The 15,527-nt window shown below is 43.0% G+C and carries 16 protein-coding genes; 9 read left to right on the top strand and 7 right to left on the bottom strand.

The window, feature by feature from the left end; genetic code table 11:
- Nucleotides 1-62: 62 nt before the first annotated feature.
- Nucleotides 63-446, bottom strand: coding sequence for an autonomous glycyl radical cofactor GrcA (grcA, locus tag LQ983_RS07535; RefSeq protein ID WP_048749362.1), 384 nt, complete (start codon nucleotides 444-446; stop codon nucleotides 63-65).
- Nucleotides 447-745: 299 nt separating this feature from the next.
- On the opposite strand from grcA, the gene ung reads away from it, so the two are divergent.
- From ung to pfkA, 5 genes are all read left to right on the top strand, one after another.
- Nucleotides 746-1,414 carry a uracil-DNA glycosylase gene (gene ung, locus LQ983_RS07530; protein ID WP_230622633.1) on the top strand — a complete coding sequence of 223 codons (669 nt, stop codon included), beginning with the start codon at nucleotides 746-748 and terminating at the stop codon, nucleotides 1,412-1,414.
- A gap of 31 nt (nucleotides 1,415-1,445) precedes the next feature.
- A complete protein-coding gene (gene yaaA / locus LQ983_RS07525) occupies nucleotides 1,446-2,222 on the top strand; it encodes a peroxide stress protein YaaA (RefSeq protein WP_230622223.1) in 777 nt (258 codons plus the stop codon).
- A gap of 5 nt (nucleotides 2,223-2,227) precedes the next feature.
- Entirely contained in the window at nucleotides 2,228-2,788 is a 561-nt protein-coding gene (locus LQ983_RS07520) for a hypothetical protein (protein ID WP_230622632.1), read from the top strand.
- A complete protein-coding gene (locus LQ983_RS07515; protein WP_230622222.1) occupies nucleotides 2,788-3,708 on the top strand; it encodes a cation diffusion facilitator family transporter in 921 nt (306 codons plus the stop codon). Before LQ983_RS07520 ends, LQ983_RS07515 begins: the two co-directional genes overlap by 1 nt.
- A gap of 62 nt (nucleotides 3,709-3,770) precedes the next feature.
- Nucleotides 3,771-4,736: a 6-phosphofructokinase gene (pfkA, locus tag LQ983_RS07510; protein ID WP_006719197.1), complete on the top strand. Its 966-nt coding sequence runs from the start codon at nucleotides 3,771-3,773 to the stop codon at nucleotides 4,734-4,736.
- Between the two features lie 103 nt (nucleotides 4,737-4,839).
- Here the strand turns inward: pfkA and rlmC are convergent, their stop codons facing one another.
- From rlmC to hinT, 4 genes are read right to left on the bottom strand one after another with little or no spacing between them, the layout of a single operon-like run.
- Nucleotides 4,840-6,015 carry a 23S rRNA (uracil(747)-C(5))-methyltransferase RlmC gene (rlmC, locus tag LQ983_RS07505; RefSeq protein ID WP_230622221.1) on the bottom strand — a complete coding sequence of 392 codons (1,176 nt, stop codon included), beginning with the start codon at nucleotides 6,013-6,015 and terminating at the stop codon, nucleotides 4,840-4,842.
- Between the two features lies 1 nt (nucleotide 6,016).
- Nucleotides 6,017-7,063: a beta-N-acetylhexosaminidase gene (gene nagZ / locus LQ983_RS07500; RefSeq protein ID WP_230622220.1), complete on the bottom strand. Its 1,047-nt coding sequence runs from the start codon at nucleotides 7,061-7,063 to the stop codon at nucleotides 6,017-6,019.
- A 1-nt stretch (nucleotide 7,064) separates the two neighbouring features.
- Nucleotides 7,065-7,418: a YcfL family protein gene (locus LQ983_RS07495; RefSeq protein ID WP_230622219.1), complete on the bottom strand. Its 354-nt coding sequence runs from the start codon at nucleotides 7,416-7,418 to the stop codon at nucleotides 7,065-7,067.
- Nucleotides 7,418-7,768 (bottom strand): purine nucleoside phosphoramidase, encoded by a 351-nt coding sequence (gene hinT / locus LQ983_RS07490; RefSeq protein ID WP_032997967.1) that lies wholly within the window; start codon nucleotides 7,766-7,768, stop codon nucleotides 7,418-7,420. The genes LQ983_RS07495 and hinT overlap by 1 nt, the downstream gene beginning before the upstream one ends.
- 307 nt (nucleotides 7,769-8,075) lie before the next feature.
- On the opposite strand from hinT, the gene focA reads away from it, so the two are divergent.
- The 4 genes from focA to LQ983_RS07470 all read left to right on the top strand — a co-directional run bounded on the left by focA (nucleotide 8,076) and on the right by LQ983_RS07470 (nucleotide 13,236).
- Entirely contained in the window at nucleotides 8,076-8,927 is an 852-nt protein-coding gene (gene focA / locus LQ983_RS07485; protein WP_230622631.1) for a formate transporter FocA, read from the top strand.
- Between the two features lie 86 nt (nucleotides 8,928-9,013).
- Nucleotides 9,014-11,326: a formate C-acetyltransferase gene (gene pflB, locus LQ983_RS07480; RefSeq protein WP_111305224.1), complete on the top strand. Its 2,313-nt coding sequence runs from the start codon at nucleotides 9,014-9,016 to the stop codon at nucleotides 11,324-11,326.
- Between the two features lie 163 nt (nucleotides 11,327-11,489).
- Nucleotides 11,490-12,230, top strand: a complete 741-nt coding sequence (gene pflA / locus LQ983_RS07475) for a pyruvate formate lyase 1-activating protein (protein WP_230622218.1) — start codon at nucleotides 11,490-11,492, stop codon at nucleotides 12,228-12,230.
- Nucleotides 12,231-12,372: 142 nt separating this feature from the next.
- Entirely contained in the window at nucleotides 12,373-13,236 is an 864-nt protein-coding gene (locus LQ983_RS07470) for a DMT family transporter (RefSeq protein ID WP_111295306.1), read from the top strand.
- A gap of 81 nt (nucleotides 13,237-13,317) precedes the next feature.
- On the opposite strand, the gene LQ983_RS07465 is transcribed toward LQ983_RS07470, so the two are convergent.
- Nucleotides 13,318-14,730, bottom strand: coding sequence for a multicopper oxidase domain-containing protein (locus LQ983_RS07465; RefSeq protein ID WP_230622217.1), 1,413 nt, complete (start codon nucleotides 14,728-14,730; stop codon nucleotides 13,318-13,320).
- Nucleotides 14,731-15,483: a 1-acylglycerol-3-phosphate O-acyltransferase gene (locus LQ983_RS07460; protein ID WP_230622216.1), complete on the bottom strand. Its 753-nt coding sequence runs from the start codon at nucleotides 15,481-15,483 to the stop codon at nucleotides 14,731-14,733. It lies immediately after the preceding gene.
- Nucleotides 15,484-15,527: the final 44 nt, after the last annotated feature.

The raw sequence follows: 15,527 nt of genomic DNA, 5'->3' as shown, positions 1-15,527 counted from the left end.
AGTACGTTTAAAAAAACAAAACCCCGAATTGCTTCGGGGTTTCTTTTTCATTCAACTTGAAATTACAAGCTTTCAGTGAAAGTACGAGTAATAACGTCGCGTTGTTGTTCAGGTGTTAAAGAGTTGAAACGCACGGCGTAACCGGAAACACGAATGGTTAATTGTGGATATTTTTCCGGATGTAATACGGCGTCTTCTAATGTTTCACGACGTAATACGTTCACGTTCAAGTGTTGACCACCTTCTACTTTCACAGTTGGTGCAACGTTTACCGGTAATTCGCGGTATTCGATTTGACCTAATTCGCTTACTGCTACGATTTGATCTTCTGCGTAATCACCTTTTGCACATAAACAACGTGCTTCACCTTTTTCGCTATCTAACAACCAGAAAGAGTTTAAAAGATTGTCATTAGCCGCTTGGGTAATTTGGATACCTTTAATCATAAAATGCCTCCTAAATTTGGCTTTTCTGTATATTAATTGAACTGCGCGGATTTTATCAAAAATTTTGAAGTTTTCAAATTAATTTGACTTTAATTTGATATAGAACCGAAGTCCTTTTTTTTAATTCATTTTCAATATTTGATACATATCAAAGATAATCCGTTCTAGGTATGCGTAATTTAACAAAATAAGCCTTATTTAATTACATCTTGATAACAAACAAATCACGCTTATTGCTATGAATTTCACGATGGCTTCATTATAATTCCCGCTACGCAAAATTAGATGGGAACCCCATGATGAAAACCTGGACAGATGTCATTGGGCAGGAAAAACAACAGCCTTATTTTCAACAAGTGTTGCAACGTGTACATGCAGAACGGGAACTGGGGAAAATTATTTACCCGCCGGCACCGGACGTGTTCAATGCCTTTAAATTAACAGAATTCGAACAGGTCAAAGTGGTGATTTTAGGGCAAGATCCTTACCACGGACCAAATCAAGCGCACGGCTTATCCTTTTCCGTTAAACCCGGTGTCAAACCTCCACCCTCTTTGTTAAATATGTATAAAGAATTGTCTAATGACATTGAGGGCTTTCAGGTGCCGAATCATGGCTATTTAGTGGAATGGGCGCAACAAGGCGTGTTGTTGCTTAACTCGGTATTAACCGTAGAACAAGGTTTAGCTCATTCCCACGCGAATTGGGGTTGGGAAATCTTTACGGATAAAGTCATTGAAGCCTTAAACCAACATCGCGAAAATCTGGTCTTTCTATTATGGGGTAGCCCGGCACAGAAAAAAGGGCAATTTATTGATCGCCAAAAACATTGTGTTTTAACCAGCGTGCATCCATCGCCGCTGTCTGCCCATCGCGGCTTTTTTGGATGCCACCATTTTTCGAAAACCAACGCCTATTTACAACAACATGGTATTGCCCCGATTAATTGGCAATTAAGCGCGCTTTAGCGTTGTTATCAGAACCATTACAGGAATTTTTATGTTAGCGATTATTTCTCCCGCAAAAACATTAGATTTTGAGAATGCAGTGCCCAAAAAACTCCCGCATTTTCAACCGCACTTTTTAGCGCAAAGCCAGCAACTGATCGATATTTGCCGTGAACTGACACCGGCAGAGATTGGTTCATTAATGTCAATCAGCGATAAACTCGCCGGACTCAATGCCGCCCGTTTTGCCGAATGGCAACAAAACCATAACGAACACAATGCCAAAGCAGCGGTTTATGCGTTCAAAGGCGATGTTTACACCGGATTAGATATTGAATCTCTCAACGAAGAAGATGTGTTATTTGCCCAGCAACACTTGCGTATTTTATCCGGCTTATATGGCTTATTAACGCCATTAGATTTAATCCAGCCATACCGTTTGGAAATGGGGACAAAACTCGCCAACCCGAAAGGCAAGGATTTATATGCGTTCTGGCACAATGTCATTACGCCGGTATTGCAACAAGCGATCGATCAGCAAAACGGTACACTCATTAACTTGGCATCTGATGAATATTACAAATCAGTGCAAGAACACAAGCTCAAAGGTAACATCATTAAACCGGTATTTTTAGATAACAAAAATGGGAAGTATAAAGTGATTAGCTTCTATGCTAAAAAGGCACGCGGCTTAATGTGTCGTTACCTCATTCAACATCGCATTAGCGACGTAGAACAACTCAAGGAATTCGACCTTGGTGGCTACTGGTTTGACAGCGCGGCATCTACTAAAACGGAATTTGTCTTTAAACGGGATTTGGCGGAATAAACATGATGAAAAAAACACTTGTTATTTTGACCGCACTTTTCCTAACAGCGTGCGTTTCCAACTCACAATTAGACGTGCCGCAAAGTATTCAACACAACGATAAAACCTACCAACTTGCTACCCAACAAGATTTGGGCAGTGTCGCTCGTTATGTTTATCTGTTGCCGGGCGAAACGCCGAAAGAATGGCAAAGTGCGGTGGAAATTTTACTCGATCGAAACTTTCAAAACCGCACCTTACAGGAACGCATTGATTTGCGTAAACGGGTTTATACCAACACCGGCGTGAAAAATTTTCAGCTTTATAAACAAGACGAAACGTTGTACGCCTATGTCATTTATGAGCCGTCCGAACAAAACAAAGATTGGCAAATCGACATGGCAAAGGGTAAAGAATTGCCGTTTTGTGGCTTTGTGCAATATCAGTATTCTTTGAAAATTCCGAAAAATTACAAACTCGGCAATATGAATAGCAAACGCGTGGTCAACCATTTGAAAAAATATTTGGTTGAGAAAGAAATGAAACAACTGAGCAAAGCAGATTGGCTGTTGGGATGTAAAGCGTAATGCCGGCTTCTGAATATTCCGCTCAAGTCAAAAAGGCGGCGCATTTTTCTATTATCACCGCCTTAGTGTTGATTATCGTAAAAGGCATAGCTTGGTGGCAAACAGGCTCGGTGAGTATGCTCGCCTCAATCACCGATTCCATGTTGGATTTATTGGCTTCGTTCATGAGCATGCTGATTTTGCGTTTTGCTTTAATGCCCGCCGATCACAACCACTCTTTTGGCCATGGTAAGGCGGAATCTCTCGCCTCTTTGGTGCAAAGTGCCTTTATTTCCGGTTCGGCGATTTTCCTGTTACTGCAAGGCATACACCGTTTTAATTCCCCGCAAGCCTTGAACAATACAATACTGGGTATGTTGGTCACCGTATTTTCTATTTTTGCGACACTATTATTAGTGTGGTACCAAGGACGCGTAATTGAAGAAACGGATAGTCCGGCAATTAAAGCGGATCGGTTGCATTATCAAACAGATTTGCTCATGAACTTTGCCATTTTGATTTCCTTAGGCTTGAGTGTACACGGTATTTTATGGGCAGATGCGGTTTTTGCGATTTTAATCTCCCTTTATATTTTATTAAATGCGGCCAAAATGCTGTTTAGTTCAACGCAATTATTGCTTGATCAAATGTTACCGCCAGAGGAAATTGAACAAATTAACGCGGTGCTTAACCAAGAAATTGCCCAAGATCCGCGCATTCTCGGGTTTCATGCGTTACGCACCCGTCGTTCCGGGGCGATTCGTTTTATTCAATTTCACCTCGAATTGGCGGATGAACTGTCTTTTATCGAAGCGCATGACATCACCGAACATTTGGAAACACGGTTAAAAACAACGTTCCCACACAGCGATATTGTGATCCATCCGGAACCCACATTTGTTGTACAACAAGAAATGCAGCACATAAAAAAAATGCTATAATTCGAGCACGTTTAACCTAAACAATCGATTTTTAAATTAAAACTTTATGTAAGGGATAACTTATGATTAAAAAAATTGCAGTACTAACAAGTGGTGGTGACGCACCGGGCATGAACGCGGCAATTCGCGCAGTGGTTCGCGCAGGGTTGTCTGAAGGGTTGGAAGTTTATGGTATCTATGACGGCTATTATGGCTTATACCACAACAACATTAAGCAATTAACCCGCTACAGTGTATCCGACATCATCAACCGTGGTGGTACCTGTTTAGGTTCCGCTCGCTTCCCGGAATTTAAAGATCCCGAAGTGCGAGCAAAATGTGCCGACATCCTACGTTCTCACGGCATTGATGCTCTCGTCGTTATCGGCGGGGATGGTTCCTACATGGGGGCGAAATTATTGACCGAAGAACACGGTTTCCCATGCGTTGGTATTCCGGGCACAATCGATAACGACGTTGCCGGCACCGACTATACCATCGGCTACCAAACCGCATTACAAACCGCAGTTGAAGCCATTGACCGTTTACGTGACACCTCCAGTTCCCACCAACGTATTTCCATCGTAGAAATCATGGGCCGCCACTGCAGTGACCTCACCATCTCTGCAGGGATTGCCGGCGGATGTGAATACATTGTGGCCTCAGAAGTGGAATTTAACCGCGAAGAACTGATTCGCCAAATTGAACGTAGCATCATCAAAGGCAAACGCCACGCAATTATTGCGATCACTGAATTAATCTGTGACGTGAACGAATTAGCGAAAGAAATCGAAGATCGCGTTCACCATGAAACCCGCGCCACCATTTTAGGCCACATCCAACGTGGCGGCACACCATGTGCATTTGACCGCATCCTCGGTTCCCGCATGGGGGTCTATGCTATCGACTTATTGCTTCAAGGCAAAGGCGGTTATTGTGTAGGGATTCAAAATGAACAGCTGGTTCACCACGATATTATCGATGCTATCAATAATATGCGCCGTGAATTCAAGGCAGATTGGTTAAAGATGTTTAAACGTTTAGACTAAATACTATCATTTTTAGCCAAAACAAAAGTGCGGTCAAAATCCATTGTGTTTTTTGACCGTATTTTTTTATGCCCCGAAATAGCCGACTAACTCTTAAAATTCTTTACCCAGTCAATCTCAACAACACCAACACCTCATAATGCGAGGTATGTGGGAACATATCGAACAGTTGGATTTTTTCCAGTTGATAATAGGTCAAAGATCGCAAGTCTTTGCCCATGGTTTCCGCGTTGCAACTGGAATACAAAATAAAGTGCGGTTGCATTTTATTGAGAAATTCAGCAAGCGATTGACCAATGCCTCGACGAGGTGGGTTGACGATAACCAAATCCGGTTTATCCGCTTGAGCCAAGGCAAAATTTGCCGCATCTAACGACTGAAAATGAACTTGCTTGTCCAATCCGAGTTGTTGTGCTGATAATTTCGCGGCAGCAATGGCAGAAGCGGAAATTTCAATGCCGGTGAGGTGAATTTGTTGTTCCGGGTTCTGCATTTGCAACGCTTTCAAGCAATGTAGCCCGAAACCGCCCACACCACAGAATAAATCCCAAAGTTGACGAATAGGCAGGTCTTTTATCCATTGTTGTGCCGTGCCGTATAACCCTTCAGCAACTTGCGGGTTGGTTTGAAAGAACCCCTGCGGCCGAATAAAAAGTGGAATGCCGTTAAAGGTCTCAGGCAACGTGTGTTGCTCCGTTAGGAAAATCTCTTTTTCGCCTTCTAAAATCGCGGCATTTTGCGGCTGGATATTCACGCTAATGACGGCAAGTTGCGGCAATTTTTGACGTAATCTCGCCAATTCCCGTTGAATCAACGGCAATTTGGCTTCCGAACGTAACACAAAGCGCAACATGAGTTGGTGGCTGTGTTGGCTTTCTGTCAATAAAAGATGTTTTAATTCGCCTTTTTGCTTTGTCACGTTGTAGGGCACAAGCCCGGCGCGCGCGATGAAATCTTTGAGAAGAGGAAAGATAGCTTGAAAACGTTGTGGATAAAGTGGGCAATCGCATAAATCCACCGCACTTTGTGGCTCTCGCGGATCCGGTAGAATCCCCAAAATGGGGCGTTCGACAGCACTACTCACCACCATTTTGGCTTTGTTGCGAAACCCTTCTTGGGCAGATTGAAAAGGCGCAAACCAACTCAAATGAGATGTATCTAAACCGTGCAGCTGCTGTTGCAAGTGAACGGTTTTCTGTTCTAGTTGAACGGCATAGGGCAATTCCAACCATTGACAAGAACGACAATCGCCTCGTTGATAATGTTCACATTGCATCATATTAATTTTTCGCTGCCAGCCATTGCTGTTGAAGTGCAGTTAGTTTTTGACGATTTTCCAACCAACGGGGGGCACATTCCAGTTCCGGCCAAGTCAGTTTTTTGCGTTTGAATAGGCTTTGTAGGCGCTTTTGGCGCAACAAAAAGTGCGATTGTTTTTCTGAGAGTTTTAAATTGTCTAAAACTTGGATAACACCGCCCCGCTCATTGCAAAGTAACAACAAATCACAGCCGGCGCTCAGCGCTTGTTCGCTACGCGCCACAAAATCGCCCATGAATCCAGCCCCTTTCATGCCGAGATCGTCAGAGAAAATGGCGCCGCTGAAATTCAATTGAGCACGCAAGATGTCTTGTAACCAAAATTTAGAACCACTTGCGGGTTGGCTGTCACATTGGGAATAAATCACATGTGCCGGCATGATGGCTTGCAGAAGATTTTGTTCGATAAGTTGTTGGAACGGTTGAATGTCCTGATTGAAAATATCTTCTTGGCTCCGTTCGTCATAAGGCGTTTCCAAATGAGAATCGGCAATCACATGACCATGCCCAGGAAAATGTTTTCCCGTTGCAGCCATGCCGGCTTGATGCATACCGCGAATAAAATTAGCCGCCAAATCCACCGCACTTTTTATCTCGCAACCAAAACTGCGATCGCCGATGGCTTTACATTGATGTCCAAGATCCAACACGGGTGCAAAGCTCAAATCAATATCAAGTGCGGTCATTTCTGCCGCCATTTGCCATCCGGCTTCAAATGCCATTTTTTGTTGTGCAATCGGATCTTCAATCAGTGCGGAAAACGCCTGCATTGCAGGAAGTTGGGTGAAGCCGTCACGAAAACGCTGTACTCTGCCACCTTCTTGATCCACCGTAATCAACAAGGGCTTTTTCACCTTTTGTCGCACAGATTGAATCAATGCTTGTAATTGCGCACGGTCGTGAAAATTACGGGTAAAGAGAATCAATCCCGCCACGAGCGGGTGTTTCAATAATTCAATTTCTTCTTGTTCCAGCTCGTAACCGGCTAAGTCAATGAATAGTGTAGACATTTTAGTTCAAGCGAAGATATAAGCGGTAATTGACGCTATCCGCCGTTGGTCGAGCCAATGTGAGCGGTTGTTTTTGCAGCGGTTGCAACGCCAACCTATGCCAAATAACAGGCTCTTCAGCAGTCACGGTCACGCCGTGTTTGTCATACCAAAACAGGCGGTAAGCCAAGTTGACCGTCTGTTCGGTTTTATTTTTGACCCAAGCACTGTCACGATCAACACTCGCTTCCAGTCTTTCTGCCGCAGGGGCTTCAATATTTAAAATCGGGCTTTGCGTATTTAATAAGGTTGGCACCTTTGCGCTACATCCCGCTAAAAGTGCGGTCAAAAAAAAGAGAGAAATACACTTTTTCATTATTTATCCAACATCTTACCTAAAGGCTCACCGCCAACGAGATGCATATGTAAATGGAACACTTCTTGTCCGCCGTGTTTGTTGCAGTTGACAATCAAACGATAACCGTCTTGCGCAATGCCTTCTTGTGCAGCAAGTTTAGCCGCAACCGTGAACAGACGACCTAAGGTCACTTCATCTTGTTCGGTCACATCGTTTACAGTTGGAATGAGCTTGTTTGGAATGATTAAAATATGGGTTTTGGCTTGTGGTGCAATATCGCGAAATGCGGTGACAAGTTCATCTTGATAAACGATATTCGCAGGAATTTCTTTGCGGATAATTTTGCTGAAAATAGTTTCTGCTGCCATGATTTTCTCCTTAAAAAATATTGCGTTTTGTGACCGCACTTTTTAACAGAAAACCACTAAAATAGCAATTTATCAGACCATCTTTGATGTCATCGAGAAAGGCTGTTTATTACACCGATCTAATTATTGACAAAGAACAAAATTCTCGCATTAAAAAGGAGAAATATTTTTACTTTGCGGGGGAAAGAAAATATAATTAACAAAGCTTATAAATTTTCAAATTTTTTTAAGTTTCTAGGTCTTTCCTTGTAATACAACGTTGTGAATGGCGGTATTTAGGGGGCAAATAATGAAAGGGAATTCTGAAATGAATACCGAAACGTCTAAAACAACTTGTATGGTCTCTCCGGCGGAAATGAGCCAAATTGGCGAGGATGTCGGCGTTTATAAGGCCACTAAGAAACGAATTTTATCCTTTTTCTCTGCAATTCCGGCGGGCGCATTTATTGCTTTAGCATTTGTTTTTTACACCACAACACAAACAGGAAATGTCGGTGCTTCGTGGGGGTTAACCAAACTGGTCGGCGGGATTGTGTTCTCTCTTGGTGTGATTATGGTTGTTGTCTGTGGTTCAGAGTTATTTACATCTTCCACGATGACAATGGTCGCCCGTGCAAGCGGACGAATTAGTAGTTTTCAAATGCTGCGAAATTGGATTGTGGTTTATTTCGGCAATTTCGTTGGCGCACTTTTTATTGTTTTTCTTATTTGGTTTGCTGGTCAAACAATGGCAGCCAATGGGCAGTGGGGGCTCACCATTTTGACGACTGCTCAACATAAGATTCACCATTCATGGTTTGAAGCTTTTTGTTTGGGGATTTTGTGTAACGTGATGGTGTGTATTGCCATTTGGATGACCTACGCAGGAAAAACATTGACAGATAAAGCATTCATTATGATTTTACCTATTGCTTTGTTTGTTGCGTCAGGATTCGAGCACAGTGTAGCAAACATGTTTATGATCCCAATGGGGATTATGACTGCACACTTTAGCGCCCCGGAATTTTGGCAAGCAATTAATATCGATCCTCAACAATTCGCGGATTTAGATCTTTATCATTTTGTGGTGAAAAATTTAATTCCGGTGACATTGGGGAACATTGTTGGCGGTGGTTGTTGTATTGGATTGGCCTTATGGTCAATCAACCGACCTCATTAATCGGTTCACAAAAGGAAGGAAACGCAAGTTGTTTGTTTCCTTCCTAAACAGGTTTATTTTTATCAATAATCTAAAAGAGGAATGTTATGACTCAATTAACAGAAGCTCAACAAAAGGCTTGGGAAGGTTTTGTCGGTGGTGACTGGCAAAATGAAGTCAACGTGCGTGACTTTATCCAAAAAAACTATACACCATATGAAGGTGATGAATCTTTCTTAGCCGATGCAACCCCTGCAACAACTGCGTTGTGGGATAAAGTCATGGAAGGCATCAAAATCGAAAACAAAACGCACGAGCCGTTAGATTTTGACACAGACAACCCATCAACCATCACTTCTCACAAACCTGGCTATATCAACAAAGAATTAGAAAAAATCGTTGGTCTTCAAACTGATGCCCCATTAAAACGTGCCATTATGCCATACGGCGGTATCAAAATGGTTAAAGGCTCTTGTGAAGTTTATGGCCGTCAATTAGATCCTGAAGTAGAACATATTTTCACTGAATATCGTAAAACCCATAACCAAGGCGTATTTGATGTATATACACCGGATATCCTTCGTTGCCGTAAATCTGGCGTGTTAACCGGTTTGCCGGATGCTTACGGTCGTGGTCGTATTATCGGTGACTATCGTCGTTTAGCCGTTTACGGTATCGACTATTTAATGGCCGATAAGAAAAAACAATTCGACTCACTCCAAGCAAGATTAGAACGTGGTGAAGACATTCAAGCGACTATTCAGTTGCGTGAAGAAATTGCTGAACAACATCGTGCATTAGGCAAAATGAAAGAAATGGCCGCCTCTTATGGCTTCGATATTTCTAACCCGGCGACTAACGCACAAGAAGCGGTTCAATGGACTTACTTTGCTTACTTAGCAGCGGTGAAATCACAAAACGGTGCGGCAATGTCTTTCGGTCGTATTTCTTCCTTCTTAGATATTTACATCGAACGTGATTTGAAAAACGGCAAAATCACCGAACAAGAAGCACAAGAATTAATTGACCACTTAGTCATGAAACTTCGTATGGTGCGTTTCTTACGTACGCCTGAATACGATCAATTATTCTCCGGCGACCCAATGTGGGCAACCGAAACCCTTGGTGGTATGGGCTTAGACGGTCGTACATTAGTGACCAAAAACAGCTTCCGTATTTTACATACCCTTTACACTATGGGCCCATCTCCGGAACCAAACTTAACTATCCTTTGGTCTGAAAAATTACCTGAAGCATTCAAACGTTACTGTGCAAAAGTATCTATTGATACGTCTTCCGTACAATACGAAAACGACGACTTAATGCGTCCGGATTTCAACAGCGATGACTATGCGATTGCTTGTTGTGTATCCCCAATGGTGGTCGGTAAACAAATGCAATTCTTCGGTGCCCGTGCGAACTTGGCAAAAACTTTGCTATACGCAATCAACGGCGGTATCGATGAGAAAAACGGTATGCAAGTCGGTCCGAAAACCGAGCCAATCAAAGATGAAGTGCTTGATTTCGACACCGTAATGACCCGCATGGACAGTTTCATGGATTGGTTGGCAACACAATATGTGACTGCATTAAACATCATCCACTTCATGCATGACAAATATGCTTATGAAGCCGCATTAATGGCATTCCATGATCGTGATGTTTACCGTACGATGGCTTGCGGTATCGCAGGACTTTCCGTTGCAGCCGACTCTTTAGCTGCAATCAAATACGCGAAAGTAAAACCAATTCGTGGCGACATCAAAGATAAAAACGGTAATGTTGTGGCTTCTAACGTGGCAACCGACTTCGAAATCGAAGGCGAATATCCGCAATTCGGTAACAACGATGCTCGTGTAGATGATATCGCATGCGACTTAGTTGAACGTTTCATGAAGAAAATTCAAACCCACAAAACTTATCGCAACGCGACTCCGACACAATCCGTGCTTACTATCACTTCTAACGTGGTATATGGTAAGAAAACAGGTAATACACCGGACGGTCGTCGCTCTGGCGCACCATTCGGACCAGGTGCAAACCCAATGCACGGTCGTGACCAAAAAGGTGCGGTAGCGTCTTTAACTTCTGTGGCTAAACTACCATTTGCTTACGCGAAAGACGGTATTTCTTATACCTTCTCTATCGTGCCAAATGCGTTAGGTAAAGAATACGAAGCACAAAAACGCAATCTTGCCGGCTTAATGGATGGTTACTTCCACCACGAAGCGGAAGTGGAAGGCGGTCAACACTTGAACGTTAACGTGATGAACCGTGAAATGTTATTAGACGCAATGGAAAATCCGGAGAAATATCCGCAATTAACCATTCGTGTTTCCGGTTATGCCGTACGTTTCAACTCGTTAACCAAAGAGCAACAACAAGACGTTATCACCCGTACATTTACACAATCAATGTAATTTGGTGATAAAACTGTGTTAATATTTCAGCCGCTTGCCGTAAGGTAAGCGGTCTGATTTTTTTGGGGACATCCCAATTTTGTAAACATAGCTAGGTCATTAAAAACATTTACAAAAACGACCGCACTTTTAACGAATAACGTGACGAATTATTGAGGAATACATGTCAGTTGTAGGAAGAATCCACTCTTATGAATCCTGTGGCACCGTTGACGGCCCGGGCATTCGTTTTATTCTCTTTTTGCAAGGCTGCTTAATGCGCTGTAAGTATTGTCATAACCGCGATACTTGGGATTTGCATGGTGGCAAAGAAGTTACGGTGGAAGAACTGATGAAAGAAGTGGTCAGCTATCGTCATTTTATGAATGCTTCAGGCGGTGGTGTGACCGCATCCGGCGGTGAAGCCATTTTACAGGCAGAATTCGTGCGTGATTGGTTCCAAGCCTGTAAAAAAGAAGGCATCAGCACCTGCTTAGACACTAACGGTTTTGTGCGTCATTACGATCATGTGATTGATGAACTCATTGATGTGACGGATCTGGTTTTGCTTGATTTGAAAGAACTCAACGATCAAGTGCATCAAAATCTTATTGGCGTACCGAACAAACGCACGCTTGAATTTGCCAAATATTTGCAAAAACGTAACCAACCGGTTTGGATTCGCTACGTGGTCGTACCGGGCTATACAGATTCTGACCATGACGTACATTTACTCGGTCAATTTATCGAAGGTATGACAAACATTGAAAAAGTAGAACTCCTTCCTTATCACCGCCTTGGCGCACATAAATGGGCAGCCATGGGGGAAAAATATGAATTGGAAGAAGTAAACCCGCCAACGAAAGAATCCCTAGAGCACATCAAAAACATCCTCGAAGGCTACGGTCATATCGTCAAATATTAAGTTGGATCGGGGCAACCCAATCTTCAAAAAACATTCCTTTTTATGACCGCACTTTTAAACCATAAATAAAACGCCTTTCACATTTACGCTACGCTAAAAGCGCACTACAATAATCTCTAATCTACTTCCTCAAGGATTTCTTATGCGCTACATTCTCATTGCGCTGTTTTTATGGAGCAGCTCTTTTGTTGCCGGCAAATACACCTATTCCATGCTAGATCCGGTGTTAATGGTACAAATGCGTCTGATCATCGCCAGCTTTATTGTTTTCCCGATGTTTGTACGAGTTTGGAAGCGCGTTCCCAAAACAGTTCGCCCACAAGTGTGGTGGCTTGGGTTTCTCAATTATCCGGCTATTTTCCTTTTACAATTCATCGGATTAAGCCATACATCAGCGTCTAGTGCCTCTACAATGCTCGGTTTAGAACCTTTCCTCGTAGTACTTATCGGACACTTTTTCTTCGGCGACAAAGCCAAAACACATCATTGGATCTTTGGACTCGTTGCATTTTTAGGCGTTGTATTATTAATTTATGGGGGAGAAGAAACCGGCAATATTAGCCTTTTCGGTTGCAGTTTAGTATTACTCGCCGGCATCGTATTTGCAGCTTGTCTGCGCTGGACACAAAGAATTATTGTGCAATTGACCGCGCAAGTTTACACCACCAGCAGCATCGTGCTCGGCACCATTACTTGTCTCCCATTCACCCTATGGCTCACTCAAAGCTGGGAAATTCATTGGAACTGGCTGGGGCTCGCCGGCCTGCTGTATATCGGAATCGGTTGTAGCTGGCTTGCTTATTATCTATGGAATAAAGGCATTAATAGTGTTGATTCCAATCTCGCCGGTATTTTAGTTTCCTTAGAGCCGGTATTTGCCATTATGCTGGCTGTATTATTACTGGGCGAAAACATCAGCCCGCTTTCTTGGTTAGGCATTTTAGCCGTCGTCAGTACGACCCTAATTTCCAGCATTTATCCGCGTTTGCTACGCCGTGCAAGTTAATCTGAAAATCGCTCTAAAAAAGAACCGCACTTTATTTTTGAATATGAAGTGCGGTTCTTTTTTTACGTCTTTTTATGTTGTTTACTGCACCAACATTAATCCCATGCAACCCTTATCCGCCAACATTAAATCAGAAGCACCAAAAGTAAAGGGATAGTTATTAGAGGAGGTGTTATCGAATTTTACCAAAATAGTCACTTTGCCATTAATCAACACGCTGTCTTTCCAGCCAATTTCGCTTTCTTCCAATGCTTTACCGTTAATGGATTCCACAATAAATTTTGCGCCTCTCAATGCAAATCCTACCGCTGCGGACGCGGTTAACGTCCAACGTTCAACACTGCCTAGTTTTGCTGACACATCTAAACGACGCGGGTCAAAACGGTTCCGGTTAATGGTGGCATTGGTGATATCCACATGAAATGCTCGTTCCTGTTGCACTTTAGCAGATAACAGACTTGGCGCATCGGTGACAAATTGCCATGTTTGTTCTTTTTGTGCGAATGCACCGGCTAAGCCGTCCGGACGTAGTTCCAAAACCGTATTGTCAACTAACTCTCCTTCTGAACCAAAGAAATAACGAATGTTATCAATAAAATCACGTTTTTTCCCCACGATGAGAGAAACGTTGTCGCCGTCATTCAAATCAACTAAAAGCTCAACGCGCTCACTCGGTGCGACTTTAATCACATTTAAGGTTTTACCTTGTGGTAAAAAACCAAGATCTTGTGCAATCAATGTAAACGCTCGCTCATCCTCAAAACGAAGCTCATAAGTGCGGGAAAGAGACGCATTTAAAATGCGTAAACGCACCAAACCACGCGGTACATTGAAATAAGGAGCCTCCTGCCCATTGATTAACAATCGTTCACCAAGAAAAGCCCCTTGATTCTGCTGAAAAAGTTGTGCGCCATCACTATTGAGTTGCATATCTTGCAAGATTAACGGAATGTCATCCACGCCATATTTCTGCGGCAATCCCAATTTGGCACTCTCTTTGTCCTCAATCAGCCACAAGCCGACCAAGCCACGATAAGTTTGATACGCTGAATTGGCAAGGGTGCAAGCATGATACCAGCAGGTTGCAGGGGCTTGATTGATCGGAATAATCGGTGCCCACGTTTCACCTTTTTGTAAATTTTTACCCACACCACCAATAAGCTCGCCCGATGCCTGCAACCCTTGGATATTCATCGCAACAAATTGCGGTAAATTATTTTTCCAATTCAGTTTGGCAAAGTCATCTTTCTTAATTTTAATGGTTGGCCCTAAATAACTGCCGTTAAAACCCCACACTTCGGTACGTTTTCCTGGCAATAACGGTGCTTGGGTATTTTGCATATTCAGAAAAATCGGCTTCCCCCGTCGAACTTCAAAGAGTGGCGGAATTTTCAAAGCTGGGCGTGTTGCCGCCAATAATGGAGACGGCACAGCAAAAAGTGCGGTAGAAAATAACGTTGTTTTGAGTAGCTGACGACGGGAGCAATGTTTCATTTAGGCCTGCTTATTCTCGTTTTTCTGTTCAACTTCTTTTTGCGCGATTTCACGATCCAATTCCGCAATGCGATTTTGCATCACATCATGGCAATATTCCGCTAATTCACGCACATTTTCACGGCTGTAGCCGGACACATCAATAGGTTCCAGCATTTCACAAATCACCGTGCCATTATCCCAACGGTTTAAATCGATTTTATTGTGGGTTGTAGAGCAAACGACCGGCACAATGGGTACGCCGGCTGCAATCGCAGCGTGGAATGCCCCGGTTTTAAACGGCAATAACCCGCGTCCGCGACTACGCGTTCCTTCAGGGAACATCCAAATGGACAGATTATCTTCATTAATACGACGAGCCAATTCCGACATGGTGTTATGCGCTTTAGAACGGTTATCACGATCGAGAAAAATATTGCCCGTTGCCCAATATAAAATACCGAAAAACGGCACCCAAATCAGACTCTTCTTGCCGACGCTCACTGTACGAGGCATGACCATGTAAGAAATGGTCACCATATCGTAGTTATTTTGATGGTTGCCGATATAAATGCAGCGACCAACTTTATCGGCATTCGCCGGGAAACGATGTTCCACTTTCAAACCAAAGAGTGGATGTAACCGACCAAACCAACGGGCAAAAACACCCACATTACTCGGATTACGGAAACGAATGAAAGAATAAAGCGTACCGAGGATACAAATAAGAATGCAACAAATAACAATGATGAAAATTCTGGCGATTTTTAGCATGATAAAGCCCCTTAAAATTTGCGTAAGTATAACGAAATTAGCCC

Source organism: Aggregatibacter sp. Marseille-P9115 (assembly GCF_920939465.1).
In the GTDB taxonomy this organism is placed as follows: Bacteria; Pseudomonadota; Gammaproteobacteria; order Enterobacterales; family Pasteurellaceae; genus Aggregatibacter; species Aggregatibacter segnis_B.
Note: the sequence above shows the minus strand (reverse complement) of the source record. Positions and strands in the feature narration are given on the sequence as shown.

Coding starts and splice junctions, on each gene's coding strand:
- grcA (WP_048749362.1), bottom strand. CDS start 446: ATGATTAAAGGTATCCAAATTACCCAAGCGGCTAATGACAATCTTTTA.
- ung (WP_230622633.1), top strand. CDS start 746: ATGAAAACCTGGACAGATGTCATTGGGCAGGAAAAACAACAGCCTTAT.
- yaaA (WP_230622223.1), top strand. CDS start 1,446: ATGTTAGCGATTATTTCTCCCGCAAAAACATTAGATTTTGAGAATGCA.
- LQ983_RS07520 (WP_230622632.1), top strand. CDS start 2,228: ATGAAAAAAACACTTGTTATTTTGACCGCACTTTTCCTAACAGCGTGC.
- LQ983_RS07515 (WP_230622222.1), top strand. CDS start 2,788: ATGCCGGCTTCTGAATATTCCGCTCAAGTCAAAAAGGCGGCGCATTTT.
- pfkA (WP_006719197.1), top strand. CDS start 3,771: ATGATTAAAAAAATTGCAGTACTAACAAGTGGTGGTGACGCACCGGGC.
- rlmC (WP_230622221.1), bottom strand. CDS start 6,015: ATGATGCAATGTGAACATTATCAACGAGGCGATTGTCGTTCTTGTCAA.
- nagZ (WP_230622220.1), bottom strand. CDS start 7,063: ATGTCTACACTATTCATTGACTTAGCCGGTTACGAGCTGGAACAAGAA.
- LQ983_RS07495 (WP_230622219.1), bottom strand. CDS start 7,418: ATGAAAAAGTGTATTTCTCTCTTTTTTTTGACCGCACTTTTAGCGGGA.
- hinT (WP_032997967.1), bottom strand. CDS start 7,768: ATGGCAGCAGAAACTATTTTCAGCAAAATTATCCGCAAAGAAATTCCT.
- focA (WP_230622631.1), top strand. CDS start 8,076: ATGAATACCGAAACGTCTAAAACAACTTGTATGGTCTCTCCGGCGGAA.
- pflB (WP_111305224.1), top strand. CDS start 9,014: ATGACTCAATTAACAGAAGCTCAACAAAAGGCTTGGGAAGGTTTTGTC.
- pflA (WP_230622218.1), top strand. CDS start 11,490: ATGTCAGTTGTAGGAAGAATCCACTCTTATGAATCCTGTGGCACCGTT.
- LQ983_RS07470 (WP_111295306.1), top strand. CDS start 12,373: ATGCGCTACATTCTCATTGCGCTGTTTTTATGGAGCAGCTCTTTTGTT.
- LQ983_RS07465 (WP_230622217.1), bottom strand. CDS start 14,730: ATGAAACATTGCTCCCGTCGTCAGCTACTCAAAACAACGTTATTTTCT.
- LQ983_RS07460 (WP_230622216.1), bottom strand. CDS start 15,483: ATGCTAAAAATCGCCAGAATTTTCATCATTGTTATTTGTTGCATTCTT.